Raw genomic sequence first — 15835 nt, 5'->3', positions numbered from 1 at the left:
CACCGTTCAGGTGAACGGTGTTCAGGAAGGAATCTCTCATGGCTCGACAGAACGACCTCGGTCGCGATCTGGCTCGAATCGCGGTCTTCGCGGCGCTCATCGTCGTGCTCGGCATGGTCACCCTCCCCCTCCCCGGCGGCGTGCCGATCACGGCGCAGACACTCGGGGTCATGCTGGCGGGCGCGGTGCTCGATCCCCGCAGAGCACCTCTCGCGGTGCTCCTGGTGCTGGTGCTCGCGGCGCTGGGCCTCCCCGTGCTCGCCGGAGGGAGGGGAGGCCTCGGCGTGTTCGTGGGACCGACCGCCGGGTACCTGCTGGGCTGGGTGATCGGCGCGGTCCTGATCGGCCTGCTCGTCCGCGGGCACCGCATCTCGTGGTGGCGCACCGCCCTCGCCACGGTCGTCGGCGGCATCCTCGTCGTCTACCTGTTCGGCATCCCGGTCCAGGCACTGGTGCTGGGCCTGGACCTTCAGACCGCGGCCGCCTCCAGCCTCGTCTTCCTGCCGGGCGATCTCCTCAAGGCAGCCGCCGCGACGGCCCTGGTGCTCGCGCTGCGCCGCGCATATCCGCCGGCGTTCGGGCGTGCCGGAATCGATGCTCCCGCGTCCGCCCGTGCCGCCTGAGACGCGGGTCGCCGGGATCGCCGTCGAAGCCGTGACGGTCGAGCGCGAGGGCCGACCGATCCTCCGCGACGTCTCCGTAGAGCTCGACGCTCGGCGCACCGCGGTCATCGGAGCGAACGGATCTGGGAAGTCCACGTTCGTGCGTCTCCTCAACGGACTCGTCCTGCCCGCTGCGGGCAGGGTCACGGTCCAGGGGCTCGACACGCAGCGGGATGCGGCGGCCGTTCGTCGCCGCGTCGGCTTCGTGTTCACCGACCCGCAGGCGCAGATCCTGATGCCGACGCCGATCGAGGACCTCCGTCTCTCGCTGCGAGGAACGTCGAGGGCCGAGACCGAGCGTCGCGTCTGGGCGACGCTCGGCGAGCACGGCCTGAGCGATCGTGCCGACGTGCCGGCTTCGGCGCTGTCGGGCGGGCAGAAGCAGCTGCTCGCCCTCGCTTCGGTCCTCATCACCGACCCTGCACTGCTGGTCGCCGACGAGCCGACGACTCTCCTCGATCTGCGGAACGCCCGCCGTATCGGCGACCTGCTGCTGTCGGATCCGGCGCAGCTGGTGGTGGCGACCCACGACCTCGACCTCGCAGCCCGATGCGATCATGCGCTGCTGTTCGACGACGGCGTGCTCACCGCGTCCGGTGAGCCGGCGGCCGTGATCGAGGCATACCGACGGAGCTGCGCGTGATCCAGCTGTATCGGCCCGGCGCGAGCCCGATGCACCGGTTGTCTGCCGGCTCCAAGCTGCTGCTGCTCGCGGTCGTCGCGTTCGCGGTGTCTCTGTATCCCCACGACGCGGTCAGCATCGGCGCCGTCGCTCTGGGTGTGGGCCTGCTGTTCATCGTCGCGCGTGTGCCGCTCCGGGTGCTCGGCACCGAGCTGTGGCGCCTCCGGTGGCTCGTGCTGGTGCTCGGCGGCGCCCTGTGGATCTTCGTGTCACCGCTCACGGCCTGGGTCAGCACCGCCAGGGTGGTCTCCCTCGTGCTGCTCGCCACGCTCCTCACCATGACCACCCCGATGGGGGAGCTGCTCGCCGTGCTGCATCGCCTCCTCGCACCACTGCGACGCTGGGGTGTGGACGCCGATGCCGTCGCGATGACGCTCTCGCTCGCACTGACGCTGATCCCCGTGTTCTCCGGCTTCGCGGCAGAGATCGCCGACGCGCATCGCGCGCGGGGCGTCCGCATCGGGGCACGGGCGATCGTGCCGCTGCTCGTGCGCACGCTACGCCACGCGGACGACGTCGGGGATGCCCTCGTGGCGCGCGGCCTCGTCTGACCGGCGGGCGAGCCGGAGAGCGACGAGCACACCGACCGCCGCCGCCGCCGCAGTCCACACGGTGGTTCCTGCGGCGAGCAGGAGCACGACAGCACTGAGTCCGATCAGCACGGAGCAGGCGAGTCGACGTGCCGAGCGCGTGGCACGCGGCGTCCGAGTCGTCTCGAACCGGGTGAGGGGCACGGCGAGAGCAGCGGTCAGCGCCAGGGCCGCGACGAGCCAGACGGGGCGACCCAGCCACCACAGCGCACTGCTCGGCTCGGGCAGGGCGATCCCCGTCGAGAGGGCGACGACCGCGGAGACACCCGCCATGCCGAGGAGCACCGGCATGTGCCACAGGTAGATCGTCATCGTGCGCGCGTTGATGAAGGCTGCGAGAGCCGCTGCGCGCGGACGTCGGCTGAACGCCGCGATGCGATCCCGGAGGAGCGACACGGCACTCAGCTGCACCAGGCCCACGAGGATGAGCGCGCCGGTCGGAGGATTGATGTTCGCGATGAGGTCGGGGGAGTACACGCCTCCGGTGAAGGCGGCGACGAGCAGGACGAGAGCGGCGCTTCCGCCGATCGCCCTGGTCCGTCGTGTCAGCCGCTCCACCGTGCCGTCGGCGAGGAAGAACCCGAACTGCTGCAGCGTCAGCCACACGAAGGCGAGATTGAGGAAGCCCAGCGCCTCCATCCCCGTGCCGGCGCGGAGGAGATCCACCGCCGCGGCGCCCGAGGCGAGCAGCAGGACGGTCACGACCGGCCGACGCGCATGAGCCGCCGCGAGCGCCGGCAGAAGCGACTGGCATAGCAGGAAGACGGCCAGGAACCACAGCGGCTGCCCGTACCGGTAGCCGGCGGTCGCCACGATGTCCGCGGGGACGCCGCTCATGCCGAGAGCCGCGAGCAGGACTCCGACGACCCCGATCACGACGACCGCCGGGCGCAACAGGCGGTGCACGCGCCCGGCGACGAAGTCGACGGCGGACGCCCCGCGCTCTCGCAGCCGACGGTGGGCGAGGAAACCGGAGAAGCCGCCGATGATGAAGAAGAGCGGCATCACCTGCAGGGCCCAGCTGACGGGGACGATCCACCAGGCGCCGTCACTCGCGTTCGCGAACACCGGAGCACCGTCGGCGACCGTGACGCCCACCATGATCGCGTGCAGCAGGACGACGCCGACCACGCAGAGTGCGCGCAGCAGGTCGATCCCGGCGTCGCGACCGGCGGGCATCGGTGCTCCGGGAGCGATGCTGGGGGGTGCGTCCACGATGGCCATGGGTCCTCCTCGGTCGGGGTGTCCGAGGATCGTATGGACGCGGTGCGGAGGCGGGCATCACCCCACAGGGCCGTTCACACCCCTACCGAGGGGGTAGTCAGGAGGCGGGTTCGACGAGCCCGGTGTCGTACGCGAGGATCACGGCGTGCACGCGATCGCGGAGTCGGAGCTTGGCGAGCACCTTGCCGACGTGCGTCTTCACGGTCTGCTCGGCGATGAACAGGTCTGACGCGATCTCGCTGTTCGATCGCCCCCTGCCGATCAGCACCAGGACCTCCTGCTCACGGTCGGTGAGCTCGGCGAGCGCCGTCGTCGCCGTCGACGTGCGCGGTCGGCGGCCTGCGAACTGCTCGATCATCCGGCGGGTGACGCTGGGAGCGAGGAGCGCATCGCCGCCGGCGACCACGCGCACCGCGTGCACGAGCTCCTCGGGCAGGGCATCCTTCAGGAGGAACCCGCTGGCGCCGGCCTCGAGTGCGTCGTACACGTAGTCGTCGATGTCGAACGTCGTGAGCATGAGGATGCGCGGCACGTGGGCGGCCGGGTAGCTCGGGCCGAGGATGCGCCGGGTCGCCTCGATGCCGTCGATCTCCGGCATCCGGACGTCCATCAGGATGACGTCGGGGTCCAGACGGGCCGCGAGCGTGACGGCCTCGGCGCCGTTCGCGGCCTGGCCCGCCACCCGGATGCCCTCGTGGGCGTCGAGCAGGGCGGCGAAGCCCGCCCGGACCATGGCCTGGTCGTCGGCGATGAGCACGCTGATGGTCATGGGATCTCCTCGATGGATGCAGGGGCATTCGCGTCGACCGACAGCGGAAGAGCGGCAGCGACCTCCCAGCCGCCGTCGGACGTCGGGCCGGCGGTGAAGGTGCCGCCGAGGATCTCGACGCGCTCGCGCATGCCGCGGAGCCCGTAGCCTCCACCGGTCGCAGGAGACGTGTCCGATGGCGTGCCGTTGCGCACGCGGACGACCAGCATGTCGCCCTCGCTCGTCAGGCGCACGGTCACGGCGGCTCCCGCGGCGTGCCGCACCGCGTTGCTCAGCGCTTCCTGAACGATGCGGAACATGGCGATCTGTGCCGCGGACGGTGCATCCGCGACCGCCCCGGTGATCTGCAAGCCGATCGTCACCCCGGCACGCCGGAAGGTGTCGACCAGGGAGGGGATGTCCTCGATGCCCTGCTGTGGCGTGAGCTCGGCGGACTGATCCTCGGTGCGGAGCACCCCGAGCATGCGGCGCATCTCGGTCAGGGAGGTGCGGGCGGTGGCGGCGATGCTGTCGAACTCACCCGACGCCTCGTCGCCGATCCCGGGCAGTCGGTAGCGCGCGGTCGACGCCTGCACCTGGATCACCGACATGCTGTGCGCGATCACATCATGAAGCTCACGTGCGATGCGGGTGCGCTCCTCGACGAGGGCACGGCGTGACTCCTCGAGAGCGGAGTGCTCGCGCTCCCTCGACAGCTCGGCAGCCACGCGCATCCGCCCGGCGGTGAGCGCCGCGACGAGATACATCGCCGCCGACACGGACGTCGTCACGATGAGGTTCGCGGTGACGGCCGACACCACCCCTTCGGTCGCCATCACGTCACCGCGAAGGAGGGGAGCGGTCAGAGACAGTGCGGCTCCGATGACGAGGGGGAACGCGCCGAGACGGGCGCCGTGCACGAAGGTCACGACGCCGACCAGCAGGACGAAGGCGAGCAACACGGGCACCGACCACGGCCACGGCGCCTCGGTGGCGAGTCCCGCGACGACGAGGAGGGGAAGGGTGAAGGATGCGGAGCAGAACAGCAGGATCGCCCAGCGCGGGTGCGAGACGGCGAGGAGGGGAGCCACGCAGAGCGCGGCGCCGAGGAGGAACGACAACGGCAGGGACGTGCCGTACAGGGCCGTCTGCACGGGCACGAGAATCGAGTACAGAGTGATCGCCACGATGCCCACCGACGCGAGAGCGGCAGTGCGTCGGCTCATGCGCGCGGTGCGCTTCGTGCGCGGGGGACGTGCCATGTCTGTCATCCTGCCAGGTGGAGGGCGGGCGCTCGCCGCCGCCGGACAGCGGAGACCCGGTCGATCGTGAGTCCCAGGAGAAGAGCCACGGCGACGCCGATGGCTGCGCTCACCACCGGCTGGTCCGCGACCCATGCCCCCGCGAGGAGTCCGATCGTCACGCTGAGCACGCTCCAGCTGAGGCCGGCGATGATGCTCAGCGGCAGGAATCGACGCCACGGGAAGCGGAGAGCCCCGGCGGACATGTTCACCGCGACTCGCCCGACGGGGATGTACCGCGCACCGAGGATGAGGGCCGCGCTGCGCCGCCCGAGGGCGAGCTGGGCGTGGGTGAAGGCGCCGACCACTCGAGGTCGGCGCATCCACGACCAGCGATCCGTCCCGATCCTCCGCCCGAGTGCGAACGCGACGTTGTCGCCGATGGTGGCACCCGCTGCGGCGATGAGCGCGAGCGGCACGAGAGCCCACAGGTCGCCGGAGGACACCGTCACGGCCGCGGCGGCGACGAGCACCGTCTCGCTCGGGATCGGCGGAAAGAAGCCGTCGATCACGGTGACCGCGAACAGCACGAGGTACAGCCAGGGCGAGGCGACGGTCTGCAGCACGAGCTCGTTGATCACATCCACTCGAGAAGGTTAGGAAGCGGGCGGCCTTCGGGACATCACCCTCAGGTATCGACCGCATCCACCCGCAGAGGTAGATCGGGGGCCGGCGGCATCCTGAGCGGAGACCGCCGGGACGCCCAGCCGGGCGTTCTATACTGGGAGGCTGGCCGATCGGCCGCTCTCCCTTTTGAATGAACGGACGTCCTGCTGTGCTTGCCGTGCACGAACTCGAGATCCGCGTGGGCGCACGCCTCCTGATGGAGAACGTGTCGTTCCGCGTCAGCGACGGCGACAAGATCGGTCTGGTCGGGCGCAACGGCGCGGGCAAGACCACGTTGACGAAGGTGCTCGCCGGAGACGTCCTGCCGTCCGGCGGCAGCGTGACCCGCTCGGGTGAGCTCGGCTATCTTCCGCAGGACCCGCGGTCCGGCAACCCGGAGGACCTCGCACGTACGCGGATCCTCGACGCGCGCGGCCTGGGGCAGCTGAACCTCGGTATGACCGAGGCCTCGCTGGCGATGGGGTCGGAGGACCCCGCGGTCGCGGAGAAGGCCATGAAGCGCTATGCGCGCCTCACCGAGCAGTTCGAGGCGCAGGGCGGTTACGCGGCCGAGGCCGAGGCGGCCTCGATCGCCAACAACCTCTCGCTTCCCGACCGCATCCTCGATCAGCCCCTGTCGACGCTCTCCGGCGGTCAGCGCCGCCGCATCGAGCTGGCCCGCATCCTCTTCTCCGACGCCGAGACCATGATCCTCGACGAGCCGACCAACCACCTCGATGCCGACAGTGTGGTGTGGCTGCGCGAGTTCCTCAAGAACTACAAGGGCGGGCTGATCGTGATCAGCCACGACGTCGAGCTCGTCGGCGAGACGGTCAACCGCGTGTTCTACCTCGACGCGAACCGCCAGATCATCGACACCTACAACATGAACTGGAAGAACTACCTGCGTCAGCGGGTCGCCGACGAGGAGCGCCGCAAGAAGGAGCGCGCGAACGCCGAGAAGAAGGCGACCACGCTGCAGCAGCAGGCCGCCCGCTTCGGCGCCAAGGCCTCGAAGGCCGCGGCAGCGCACCAGATGATCGCCCGCGCCGAGAAGCTCCTCGCGGGGCTCGACGAGGTCCGGCAGGAGGACCGCGTGGCGAAGCTGCGCTTCCCGAAGCCGGCGCCGTGCGGGAAGACGCCGATGATGGCGACCGGACTCTCGAAGTCGTACGGCTCGCTCGAGATCTTCACCGACGTCGACCTCGCGATCGACCGCGGGTCGAAGGTGGTCGTGCTCGGACTCAACGGTGCAGGCAAGACGACACTCCTGCGGATGCTCGCCGGCGTCGACAAGCCCGACACCGGCCAGCTCGAACCAGGACATGGACTCAAGGTCGGGTACTACGCGCAGGAGCACGAGAACCTCGACGTGAATCGTTCGGTGCTCGAGAACATGGTCTCGGCCGCGCCGCACATCACCGAGACCGAGGCCCGCAAGGTGCTCGGCTCGTTCCTGTTCACCGGCGACGACGTCCTGAAGCCGGCGGGAGTCCTGTCGGGCGGCGAGAAGACCCGCCTCTCGCTCGCGACTCTCGTCGTGTCGTCGGCCAACATGCTGCTGCTCGACGAGCCGACCAACAACCTCGACCCGGCGTCGCGCGAGGAGATCCTCGGCGCGCTCGCTCACTACGAGGGCGCCGTGGTCCTGGTCTCGCACGACCCTGGTGCGGTGCAATCCCTCAACCCCGAGCGCGTGCTGATCCTCCCGGACGGCGTCGAGGACATCTGGAGCCAGGAGTACCAGGACCTCATCGAGCTGGCGTAACCGGCACGCGACGTATGCCACTGTGCGAGGGGGTGGCATAGTCGAGAGCGTGACCCATGGCGACGACTCGGACCTCGACCTCTCTCCGCTCAACGAGTGGCTGCGAGGGCGGCATGCCCTCACAGGAGTGGCCCCGACGTGGGACGTCCGAGAGGTGCCGGATGACCCGGCGGCTCTCTTCGCCGAATGGTTGCGCGACGCAGCCGATGCAGGCGTGGCCGAACCGCAGACCGTGACCCTGGCGACGGTCGATGCCGACGGGATCCCCGATGCGCGCACACTCATCCTGAAACGGATCGACGCACGCGGGTGGGCGTTCGCCAGCACGAGATCGTCGCGCAAGGGCGCTCAGCTCGCTGTCGCGCCGGCGGCTGCTCTCAACTTCTGGTGGCAGCCGCAGGTCCGCGCGGTCCGCGTGCGCGGTCGGGTCGAGGAGGCGACGCCCGAGGAGAGCGCTGCTGACCTCGCGGCTCGCTCGGCGTCCGCACAGGCAGGCATCGCCGAGGGGGACTGGGTGCTCTGGCGGATCGTTCCCTCCCGTGTCGAGTTCTGGCAGGGCGAGACCGATCGGCGACACACTCGTCTCGTCTACGAAGCCGCCGGCGACCGGTGGTCCCGGACGATCAGCGGCCGAGCGGCTGACCGGATGGAGGAAGAGGCTCGCGCGTGAGCGGTGGCCTCAGCGGGCGTCGAGCAGTTCGTCTTCGACGTCGGCGTCGCTGTCTCGCCGTCGAGACCTCTTCACCGGGGCGGGAGCGCCTTCGAGCTCCTCGCGGTGCTTCGCGATCTCCGTGCGGATGATGTACCCGATGAAGATGAAGCCCATCAGCGCGAACAGGATCCACTGGATCGCATACGACAGGTGCGGGCCCGGGTCATCGGTGGGGGAGTCGAACGTCCCGAGGGAGCCGTCCCCGGCGGGGCTCTCGCTCACGATCTGACCGTACGCGCTCGTGAGGACGTCTCCGCCGACCAGTTCGGCGATCGCTGGAAGGTTGATCGTGGGCACCTGTCCTTCGGGAGCTCCGCGACCCGATGCGGGAGCCTGCTCGCCGGGCCGCAGGCGCACGATGACCTCGACCTCTCCGCGGGGAGGGGCGGGAACGGCATCGGGTGATTCGCCGTCGCCCGGCGGCACCCAACCTCGGTCGACGACGATGACGCGCCCGTCGGAGTCGCGGAAGGGCACGAGGACCTCGAACGCGCTGGTTCCGCCGTGCGGGCGGTTGCGCACCAGCAGCTCGTCGTCGGCGAGGTACTCGCCTGTGAGGACGACAGGGTGCCAGACGTCCTCGGGGTCGAGCTCTCCGTCGCTTCCGATCAACTCGTCCAAGGGCACGGGGTCGGCGTCGTAGTTCTTCTCGACCAGCGCGATCTGCTCGGCACGGTGCTCATTCCGCTCGAACTGCCAGTTCGAGAGGAAGGCGCAGCCGACCGCGAACCCGATGGCGATCAGCACGTACACGCTCCATCGCGTCAGCCGAGCGCTCACGAGGGAACCCCGTCGCGCACCGTCACCGGGAAGTCCCGCGCTGCGAGGTAATCACGCAGGAAGTCGACGTGCTCGGAGCAGGCGAGCCAGATCTTCTCGCGATCGACCGCATGGATGCGAGGGTTGCGCCACACCACTCGGGCGGTGGCCGCGTTCCGGCATCCGGCCCGCGAGCACTCCAGTTCGCTCACGCGCGATCCTGGCCGCTCTCGCGGATCGTGAAGATCTGCGGCCCGTCGTCCAGAGGGCTCGTGTCCTGAGGAGCGAGTGTCGCAGGCGCGTCGATCTGCTGCGCGGGGGACTCCGCGGTCGTCTCGGTGCTGTCGCTGCCGGCGTTGGCGAACACCACGGCGATGTAGGGGAGCACGGCGGCAGCGAGGGCGAAGACCCAGGTGTACCAGCCGTAGGGCTGCACGAACATCATGAGAGCGAAGCAGACGATGCGGATCGTCATCGTGATCGCATAGCGGCGCACACGGTGGTCTGCCTCGGCCTGCGGCGACTGCGGCAGGGAGGTGACGGCAGGAACCAGACCCTTGTTCTTCACGATTACTCAAGCCTACGCCGGTCCGGATGCACCGGCACGCGATATCGCCGGTTCAGGAGCTGAAGATGAACGGCAGGGAGAAGGCGCCGACGAAGAGGAAGCTGAACAGGACGATCGCCAGGATGATCAGCTGGATCGCGACCATGACGTAGCCCATGATCAGTCCGGCGAACGCGAGGCCGCGACCGCCGACCGTCGGATCGGCCTTCGTCCGACGCAGCGCCAGGTGTCCGGTGATGATCGCGACGACGGAGGCGAGGAACGGCAGGACCAGCCAGAAGAGGAATGTGCCGAACACCACACCGGCGATGCCGCAGACCAGGGACGTGATCGCGAGGCCGCTCGCCGGACGCGCAGCGGGGTAGAGCGGCGCGCTTGCATAGATCGGATACGCGCCGTTCTGGTCGCGGACGGCGCCGTAGGGCGACCGCGGCTCGGGTGCGCCGTACGCGGGCGGCGCCGGAGCGACGGACGGGACGGCACCGGGGTAGGCCTGTGTGGGCTGCGGGGGCACGGCGCCGGGGTACGCAGGTGGGGCCGGAGGCATCGGCTGCTGATCACCCGTGGGAGAGGGGATGCTGTTGTCGCTCACGGTGGCGCCCTTTCGTCGGCTACAGCGTTCCAGTCGCATCCGCTTCTGTCAAACGTCCGAGGTGGTGCTCTGACCATCATCGATAGGATCGTTGTCGACTCGGCCGACGACCCTCTGCGGCCAGATCTGGAGTGGAAATGAGTTCTCAGCGCGTCGTCCTCGTCACCGGAGGCAACCGTGGAATCGGCCGAGCGATCGCCGAGCGCTTCGTCCGTGACGGCTATCGCGTCGCCGTCACTGCGCGCAGCGGAGAGGGCCCCGAGGGGACGCTGACCGTTCGCGCGGATGTGACGGATGCGGCGGCGCTCGACGCGGCGTTCACCGAGGTGGAGCAGCAGCTCGGGCCGGTGGAGATCGTGGTGGCCAACGCCGGCATCACGAAGGACACGCTGCTGCTGCGGATGAGTGAAGACGACTTCGACAGCGTCGTCGCGACGAACCTGGGCGGCACCTTCCGCGTGGTCAAGCGAGCGTCCAAGGGCATGCTCCGTGCGCGCTTCGGCCGGGTCATCCTCATCTCGAGCGTGGTCGGTCTCTACGGGTCCGCCGGACAGGTCAACTACTCGGCGTCGAAGAGCGCTCTGGTCGGGTTCGCCCGGTCATTGACGCGCGAGCTCGGCGGTCGCGGCATCACCGCGAACGTCGTCGCGCCCGGATTCATCGAGACCGACATGACGGCCGAGCTTCCCGAGGAAACGCAGAAGCAGTACAAGGCGAGCATCCCCGCCGGGCGCTTCGCCACTCCCGACGAGGTCGCGGGTGTCGTGACCTGGCTCGCGAGCGACGAGTCGGGCTACATCTCGGGAGCGGTGATCCCGGTCGACGGCGGCCTCGGCATGGGCCACTGACGCTCGAGCGCGGCACTGGCGGGTCGCCGCGATCGTCGAGTCCGGGCGCGGGGTTCAGCGTCGGCGGGTGACCGCCGCGTCGATCAGGTCGGCGAGGCGCTGTGGCATGGAGAACTGCGGCCAGTGCCCGGAGCCCATCCGGACGACTTCGACGTCGTCGATCGCCCGGTACTCATCGGCGTAAGGCCCCCACTCCGCGAGCTCGGACTCGAGGGTCTCCTGATCGTACGAGCCCATGAGGAAGGTCACGGGCACCCGGTGGCGCGCCGCGTCTCGGAGCTCGATCTGGTCGGCGGGCACACGAGCGGGCACGCTGCGGGTGAGCGGTGCGGTGCGGGCGCGGGTCTCGTCGTCGAGGTCACGTACCTCCTCTGCGGGGAAGAAGTCCCACCCGGGGAAGGGCACGACGCCGTCGACATCGTCGAACTCGCCGATGCCGAAGCCGCTGGGCGGGGCGACGGTGTCGACGAAGACGACCCGTGACACGGTCGCCGGCCGTGCGTCGGCGACGCCCCATGCGACATTGCCCCCGCCGCTGTGACCGACCACCACGACCGGACCCCCGACAGCGTCGACGGCTGCGACCGCCGCCTCCACCCAGGCGGACATGCCGATACCGGACGACTCCGGTGCCGGGGCTCCGACTCCCGGCATCGTGAGCGGATGCACCGTGTGCCCGGCCTGTTCGAGAGCGGTGGTCACCTCGCCCCAGCTGGAAGCGTCGAGCCAGAGTCCGGGGATGAGGATGATGTCCATGGGCCCGACGATAGACCGGGCCACCGACATTCGCTACGGCAGCAGCGGGATGACCTCCGAGAGGTCCTGCGGGCCGATCACGAGGCTCGCGGCGGCGCGTACGGCGGGCTTGGCGTTGAACGCGAGGCCCAGACCGGCGACGGCCATCATCTGCAGGTCGTTGGCACCGTCTCCGATCGCGATGGTGGCGTTGCGGCGGACCCCGAGCTCGTCGGCCCACTCCTGCAGCGCCGAGGCCTTCGCCGCGGCGTCCACGATGTCCCCCTCGACGTGACCCGACAGCGCCTCATCGACGACCGCCAGGCGGTTCGCGCGCCAGCGGTCGACCCCGAGGTCTGGAGCGATGTGGTCGAGGATCTCGTGGAAGCCCCCGGACACGACGCCGACGACCCCGCCGCGCGCGTGGACGGCCTCGGTGAGCCGGTGGACCCCCGGAGTCGGCTCGATGCGATCGAGCACCCGCGAGAAGCGCGACACCGGCACGCCCTGCAGGGCGGCCACCCGGGAGCGGAGGCTGGCGGCGAAGTCGACCTCGCCCCTCATGGCGGCTTCGGTCGCCGCCTGCACCTCTTCACGGCGACCGGCCTCGTCGGCGATGAGCTCGATCACCTCGTTGCGGATGAGGGTGGAATCGGCATCGAGGACGACGAGGAAACGCGCAGAGGTCACGCTCCGAGCCTACCGACAGCCGCTCCGCCCGCCGGACGCCGGTCAGCGCTCGATGAAGACGCCCTTGCCGACCACGGTGATGCCGGAGTCCGTGACCGTGAACCCTCGTTGCAGGTCGCGTTCGCGGTCGACACCCACGGTCGCACCGTCGGCGAGGACGACGTTCTTGTCCAGGATCGCCCGATGCACTCGCGAACCGGCGCCGACCTGGACGTGGTCGAACACGACGGAGTCCGTGATGGTGGATCCGCCGCCGGCCAGCGTCCAGGGACCCACGACGCTGCGTTCGAGATGGGTGCCCGAGAGCACGGATCCCAGCGAGACGATCGAGTCGATCGCGTTGCCGATGCGGCCCACCGAATCGCGGACGAACTTCGCGGGCGGCGAATTCACCGCCTGGGAGTGGATCGGCCACTCCATGTTGTACAGGTTGAAGATCGGCAGGGTCGAGATCAGATCCCGGTGGGCGTCGAAGAACGAGTCGATGGTACCCACGTCGCGCCAGTACGAGCGATCCCGCGGCGAGGAGCCGGGCACGTCGTTCTGTTTCATGTCGTAGTAGCCGGCCTCACCGCGGTCTACGAAGTACGGGACGATGTCGCCGCCCATGTCGTGCCCCGAGGTCGGCGACTCGCCGTCTGCCTCGACGGCCGCGATGAGGGCATCCGCGTCGAAGATGTAGTTGCCCATCGACGCGAGCACCTCGTGCGGTGCGTCGTCGAGACCCGTCGCGTCGGTCGGCTTCTCGAGGAACTGCTTGATGCGCCCGGTCTCGGTGTCGGCGTCGATGACGCCGAACTGCGAGGCCATCGCGATCGGCTGACGGATGCCGGCGACGGTCGCCTTCGCCCCGGATTCGATGTGCGCCTCGAGCATCTGCCGGAAGTCCATGCGGTACACGTGGTCGGCACCGATGACGACGACGATGTCGGGCTTCTCGTCGTTGATGAGGTTGAGGCTCTGCAGGATCGCGTCGGCCGAGCCGGAGAACCAGCGCTTGCCGAGTCGCTGCTGCGCGGGCACCGACGCGACGTACGAGTCGAGGAGCGCGGACATCCGCCATGTCTGGGAGATGTGACGGTCGAGGCTGTGCGACTTGTACTGCGTGAGCACGACGATCTGGCGCAGGCCGGAGTTGATGAGGTTCGAGATGGCGAAATCGATCAACCGGTACTGTCCGCCGAAGGGCACCGCAGGTTTTGCGCGGTCGGCTGTGAGGGGCATGAGTCGCTTGCCCTCGCCGCCGGCGAGGATGATGCCGAAGATCTTCTTTGGTGCGGACATGCACCCACCATAGATGCCGCGCGGCTCGGGTAACTAGCATCTGGACAACCGAGTCACTAGCGTCTAGGCATGCGCGTCGAAATGATCACGAAGGAATACCCGCCAGAGATCTACGGAGGCGCGGGAGTGCACGTCGCCGAGCTCGTCGCGGCGCTGCGGCAGAATATCGATGTACAGGTCAGGGCCTTCGGTGCGGAGCGCGAGGAGCCGGGCACGTTCGCGTACCGCACGCCCTCCGGACTCGCCTCCGCCAATGCCGCGTTGCAGACCCTGGGCACCGATCTCGAGATCGTCGCGGCGATCTCCGAGGCCGACATCGTGCACAGCCACACCTGGTACGCGAACTTCGCCGGGCACCTCGCGTCGCAGCTCCACGGCATCCCTCATGTGCTGACGGCGCACAGCCTCGAGCCGCTGCGCCCCTGGAAGGCCGAGCAGCTCGGCGGCGGCTACGCCGTCTCCAGCGGCATCGAGAAGCTCGCGTACGAGAACGCCGCGGCCGTCATCGCCGTGAGCGCGGGAATGCGGGCCGACATCCTGCGCAGCTATCCGTCCGTCGACCCCGCTCGGGTCCGCGTCATCCACAACGGCATCGACGTCGAGCGCTGGCGTCCGGTGCAGAACCGCGAGTTCCTCGCATCCGTGGGAATGGATCCGTCCCGACCGTCGGTCGTCTTCGTCGGGCGGATCACGAGGCAGAAGGGTCTGCCCTATCTGCTCCAGGCGGCGCGGCTGCTCCCGCCCGAGGTCCAGCTGATCCTCTGCGCGGGCGCGCCGGACACCCCCGAGATCCTGGCCGAGGTGCAGGAGGGCATGAAGCTGCTCCAGCAGACACGCGAGGGCGTCATCTGGATCGACCGGATGCTGCCGCGCGACGAGCTGTCGACGATCCTCGCGGCCGCGACGACGTTCGTGTGCCCGTCTGTCTACGAGCCCCTCGGCATCGTGAACCTCGAGGCGATGGCATGCGGCGCGGCCGTCGTCGGCACCGCGACCGGCGGCATTCCCGAGGTCGTGGCGGACGGTGTGACCGGACGCCTCGTGCCGATCGAGCAGGTGCAGGACGGAACCGGCACGCCGGTGGACCCCGAGCGGTACGTCGCGGATCTGGCCCGAGTGCTCACCGAGGTCGTCTCGGACCCCGAGAAGGCGCGCGAATACGGTGAGGCGGGGCGGGAGCGCGCACGGGACGAGTTCAGCTGGGGCGCGATCGCCGACACCACCCGCGCGCTGTACGCGGAGCTCGCCGAGTGAGCCGATAGGCTGATTGCATGCCGACCGCTCTGCAATTCACCGACGTCGTCGTGCGCCGCGAAGGCCGCAACATCATCGATGGCGTGACCTGGCAGGTAGACGACGATCAGCGGTGGGTGATCCTCGGACCCAACGGTGCGGGCAAGACCACCCTGCTGCAGCTCGCCGACACGCTGATGCACCCGACCTCCGGGACCGTGACCGTGCTGGGGGAGACCCTGGGGCGGACGGATGTGTTCGAGGTGCGCCCGCGCATCGGCTTCGCGTCCTCGGCGATGGCCAAGCGCGTGCCGCGCGACGAGACCGTCCTCAACACCGTGCTGACGGCCGCGTTCTCGGTGCTCGGGCGCTGGAACGAGAGCTACGAGGACATCGACGAGCGCCGCGCGCTCCGTGTGCTCGGGGACTGGCGCCTCGACCACCTCGCCGACCGCACGTTCGGCACCCTCAGCGACGGCGAGCAGAAGCGGGTCCAGATCGCCCGCGCGGTGATGACCGATCCGGAGCTGCTGCTCCTCGACGAGCCCACGGCCTCGCTCGACCTCGGATCGCGTGAGGAGCTGCTCGCTCTGCTGAGCGGCTACGCCTCGTCGCCGACGACCCCTGCCATGCTCATGGTCACGCATCACGTCGAGGAGATCCCCGTCGGCTTCACGCACGTGCTGCTGATGCGCGAGGGCCGGGTCGTCGCAGCCGGACCCATCGCGGAGACGCTCACCGCGGATGCGCTCGGTCAGACGTTCGGCATGCCGATCTCGCTCAGCAGCGAGGACGGACGCTACGCGGCCCGCGCAGCCTCCTGATCCCAGGTC

General features: G+C 69.5%; 19 protein-coding genes. 8 read left to right on the top strand and 11 right to left on the bottom strand.

Annotation, left to right across the window (positions count from 1 at the left end; translation table 11 throughout):
* The first annotated feature begins 38 nt into the window (after positions 1 to 38).
* Genes BN2660_RS15145 through BN2660_RS15135 form a run of 3 tightly spaced genes read left to right on the top strand, consistent with a single transcriptional unit; the run spans position 39 to position 1895 of the window.
* The gene (locus BN2660_RS15145; RefSeq protein WP_091234168.1) at positions 39 to 623 is read left to right on the top strand and encodes a biotin transporter BioY; all 585 of its coding nucleotides are present in this window, start codon (positions 39 to 41) and stop codon (positions 621 to 623) included.
* Positions 613 to 1305 carry an energy-coupling factor ABC transporter ATP-binding protein gene (locus tag BN2660_RS15140; protein WP_255305209.1) on the top strand — a complete coding sequence of 231 codons (693 nt, stop codon included), beginning with the start codon at positions 613 to 615 and terminating at the stop codon, positions 1303 to 1305. The genes BN2660_RS15145 and BN2660_RS15140 overlap by 11 nt, the downstream gene beginning before the upstream one ends.
* Positions 1302 to 1895, top strand: a complete 594-nt coding sequence (locus BN2660_RS15135) for an energy-coupling factor transporter transmembrane component T family protein (protein ID WP_091234162.1) — start codon at positions 1302 to 1304, stop codon at positions 1893 to 1895. Before BN2660_RS15140 ends, BN2660_RS15135 begins: the two co-directional genes overlap by 4 nt.
* On the opposite strand, the gene BN2660_RS15130 is transcribed toward BN2660_RS15135, so the two are convergent.
* From BN2660_RS15130 to BN2660_RS15115, 4 genes are all read right to left on the bottom strand, one after another.
* Entirely contained in the window at positions 1842 to 3158 is a 1317-nt protein-coding gene (locus BN2660_RS15130) for an acyltransferase family protein (RefSeq protein ID WP_091234160.1), read from the bottom strand. The genes BN2660_RS15135 and BN2660_RS15130 overlap by 54 nt on opposite strands.
* Positions 3159 to 3255: 97 nt before the next feature.
* Positions 3256 to 3927, bottom strand: a complete 672-nt coding sequence (locus BN2660_RS15125; RefSeq protein WP_091234157.1) for a response regulator — start codon at positions 3925 to 3927, stop codon at positions 3256 to 3258.
* Complete coding sequence (locus BN2660_RS15120) at positions 3924 to 5168, bottom strand: sensor histidine kinase (RefSeq protein WP_091234154.1); 1245 nt, start codon at positions 5166 to 5168, stop codon at positions 3924 to 3926. The genes BN2660_RS15125 and BN2660_RS15120 overlap by 4 nt, the downstream gene beginning before the upstream one ends.
* A 5-nt stretch (positions 5169 to 5173) precedes the next feature.
* Entirely contained in the window at positions 5174 to 5794 is a 621-nt protein-coding gene (locus BN2660_RS15115; protein ID WP_091234151.1) for a DedA family protein, read from the bottom strand.
* Between the two features lie 188 nt (positions 5795 to 5982).
* Between BN2660_RS15115 and BN2660_RS15110 the strand changes: the two genes are divergently transcribed.
* Together BN2660_RS15110 and BN2660_RS15105 are read left to right on the top strand one after the other, a co-directional pair.
* The gene (locus BN2660_RS15110; protein ID WP_091234864.1) at positions 5983 to 7581 is read left to right on the top strand and encodes an ABC-F family ATP-binding cassette domain-containing protein; all 1599 of its coding nucleotides are present in this window, start codon (positions 5983 to 5985) and stop codon (positions 7579 to 7581) included.
* Between the two features lie 49 nt (positions 7582 to 7630).
* Positions 7631 to 8251 carry a pyridoxamine 5'-phosphate oxidase family protein gene (locus tag BN2660_RS15105; protein WP_091234148.1) on the top strand — a complete coding sequence of 207 codons (621 nt, stop codon included), beginning with the start codon at positions 7631 to 7633 and terminating at the stop codon, positions 8249 to 8251.
* A gap of 9 nt (positions 8252 to 8260) precedes the next feature.
* On the opposite strand, the gene BN2660_RS15100 is transcribed toward BN2660_RS15105, so the two are convergent.
* The 4 genes from BN2660_RS15100 to BN2660_RS15085 are packed head-to-tail and all read right to left on the bottom strand — an operon-like array spanning position 8261 to position 10212.
* A complete protein-coding gene (locus BN2660_RS15100; RefSeq protein WP_091234144.1) occupies positions 8261 to 9073 on the bottom strand; it encodes an SURF1 family cytochrome oxidase biogenesis protein in 813 nt (270 codons plus the stop codon).
* Positions 9070 to 9264: a hypothetical protein gene (locus tag BN2660_RS15095; protein ID WP_091234141.1), complete on the bottom strand. Its 195-nt coding sequence runs from the start codon at positions 9262 to 9264 to the stop codon at positions 9070 to 9072. The genes BN2660_RS15100 and BN2660_RS15095 overlap by 4 nt, the downstream gene beginning before the upstream one ends.
* Positions 9261 to 9620: a DUF3099 domain-containing protein gene (locus BN2660_RS15090; RefSeq protein WP_091234138.1), complete on the bottom strand. Its 360-nt coding sequence runs from the start codon at positions 9618 to 9620 to the stop codon at positions 9261 to 9263. The genes BN2660_RS15095 and BN2660_RS15090 overlap by 4 nt, the downstream gene beginning before the upstream one ends.
* 52 nt (positions 9621 to 9672) lie before the next feature.
* Positions 9673 to 10212 (bottom strand): DUF4190 domain-containing protein, encoded by a 540-nt coding sequence (locus BN2660_RS15085; RefSeq protein WP_176697227.1) that lies wholly within the window; start codon positions 10210 to 10212, stop codon positions 9673 to 9675.
* A gap of 137 nt (positions 10213 to 10349) precedes the next feature.
* Here BN2660_RS15085 and BN2660_RS15080 point away from each other — a divergent pair, with 137 nt between their 5' ends.
* A complete protein-coding gene (locus BN2660_RS15080; protein WP_091234132.1) occupies positions 10350 to 11060 on the top strand; it encodes a beta-ketoacyl-ACP reductase in 711 nt (236 codons plus the stop codon).
* Between the two features lie 54 nt (positions 11061 to 11114).
* Here the strand turns inward: BN2660_RS15080 and BN2660_RS15075 are convergent, their stop codons facing one another.
* The 3 genes from BN2660_RS15075 to BN2660_RS15065 are packed head-to-tail and all read right to left on the bottom strand — an operon-like array spanning position 11115 to position 13769.
* Positions 11115 to 11816, bottom strand: a complete 702-nt coding sequence (locus tag BN2660_RS15075; protein ID WP_091234127.1) for an alpha/beta fold hydrolase — start codon at positions 11814 to 11816, stop codon at positions 11115 to 11117.
* Between the two features lie 33 nt (positions 11817 to 11849).
* Positions 11850 to 12485, bottom strand: a complete 636-nt coding sequence (gene serB / locus BN2660_RS15070) for a phosphoserine phosphatase SerB (RefSeq protein WP_091234124.1) — start codon at positions 12483 to 12485, stop codon at positions 11850 to 11852.
* A gap of 42 nt (positions 12486 to 12527) precedes the next feature.
* Positions 12528 to 13769, bottom strand: coding sequence for a glucose-1-phosphate adenylyltransferase (locus BN2660_RS15065; protein ID WP_091234120.1), 1242 nt, complete (start codon positions 13767 to 13769; stop codon positions 12528 to 12530).
* Between the two features lie 69 nt (positions 13770 to 13838).
* On the opposite strand from BN2660_RS15065, the gene glgA reads away from it, so the two are divergent.
* Both glgA and BN2660_RS15055 read left to right on the top strand, forming a co-directional pair.
* On the top strand, positions 13839 to 15023 hold the full coding sequence (glgA, locus tag BN2660_RS15060; protein WP_091234117.1) for a glycogen synthase: 1185 nt from the start codon (positions 13839 to 13841) through the stop codon (positions 15021 to 15023).
* A gap of 17 nt (positions 15024 to 15040) precedes the next feature.
* Entirely contained in the window at positions 15041 to 15826 is a 786-nt protein-coding gene (locus BN2660_RS15055) for an ABC transporter ATP-binding protein (RefSeq protein ID WP_091234115.1), read from the top strand.
* The last annotated feature ends 9 nt before the right edge of the window (positions 15827 to 15835 follow it).

This window comes from Microbacterium sp. 3J1, assembly GCF_001049495.1.
Taxonomy (GTDB): domain Bacteria; phylum Actinomycetota; class Actinomycetes; order Actinomycetales; family Microbacteriaceae; genus Microbacterium.
Note: the sequence above shows the minus strand (reverse complement) of the source record. Positions and strands in the feature narration are given on the sequence as shown.

What these genes read in the sequence shown, in the direction of transcription:
- BN2660_RS15145 (WP_091234168.1), top strand. Translation starts at nt 39, where the DNA reads ATGGCTCGACAGAACGACCTCGGTCGCGATCTGGCTCGAATCGCGGTC.
- BN2660_RS15120 (WP_091234154.1), bottom strand. Translation starts at nt 5,168, where the DNA reads ATGGCACGTCCCCCGCGCACGAAGCGCACCGCGCGCATGAGCCGACGC.
- glgA (WP_091234117.1), top strand. Translation starts at nt 13,839, where the DNA reads ATGCGCGTCGAAATGATCACGAAGGAATACCCGCCAGAGATCTACGGA.
- BN2660_RS15075 (WP_091234127.1), bottom strand. Translation starts at nt 11,816, where the DNA reads ATGGACATCATCCTCATCCCCGGACTCTGGCTCGACGCTTCCAGCTGG.
- BN2660_RS15080 (WP_091234132.1), top strand. Translation starts at nt 10,350, where the DNA reads ATGAGTTCTCAGCGCGTCGTCCTCGTCACCGGAGGCAACCGTGGAATC.
- BN2660_RS15065 (WP_091234120.1), bottom strand. Translation starts at nt 13,769, where the DNA reads ATGTCCGCACCAAAGAAGATCTTCGGCATCATCCTCGCCGGCGGCGAG.
- BN2660_RS15125 (WP_091234157.1), bottom strand. Translation starts at nt 3,927, where the DNA reads ATGACCATCAGCGTGCTCATCGCCGACGACCAGGCCATGGTCCGGGCG.
- BN2660_RS15130 (WP_091234160.1), bottom strand. Translation starts at nt 3,158, where the DNA reads ATGGCCATCGTGGACGCACCCCCCAGCATCGCTCCCGGAGCACCGATG.
- BN2660_RS15055 (WP_091234115.1), top strand. Translation starts at nt 15,041, where the DNA reads ATGCCGACCGCTCTGCAATTCACCGACGTCGTCGTGCGCCGCGAAGGC.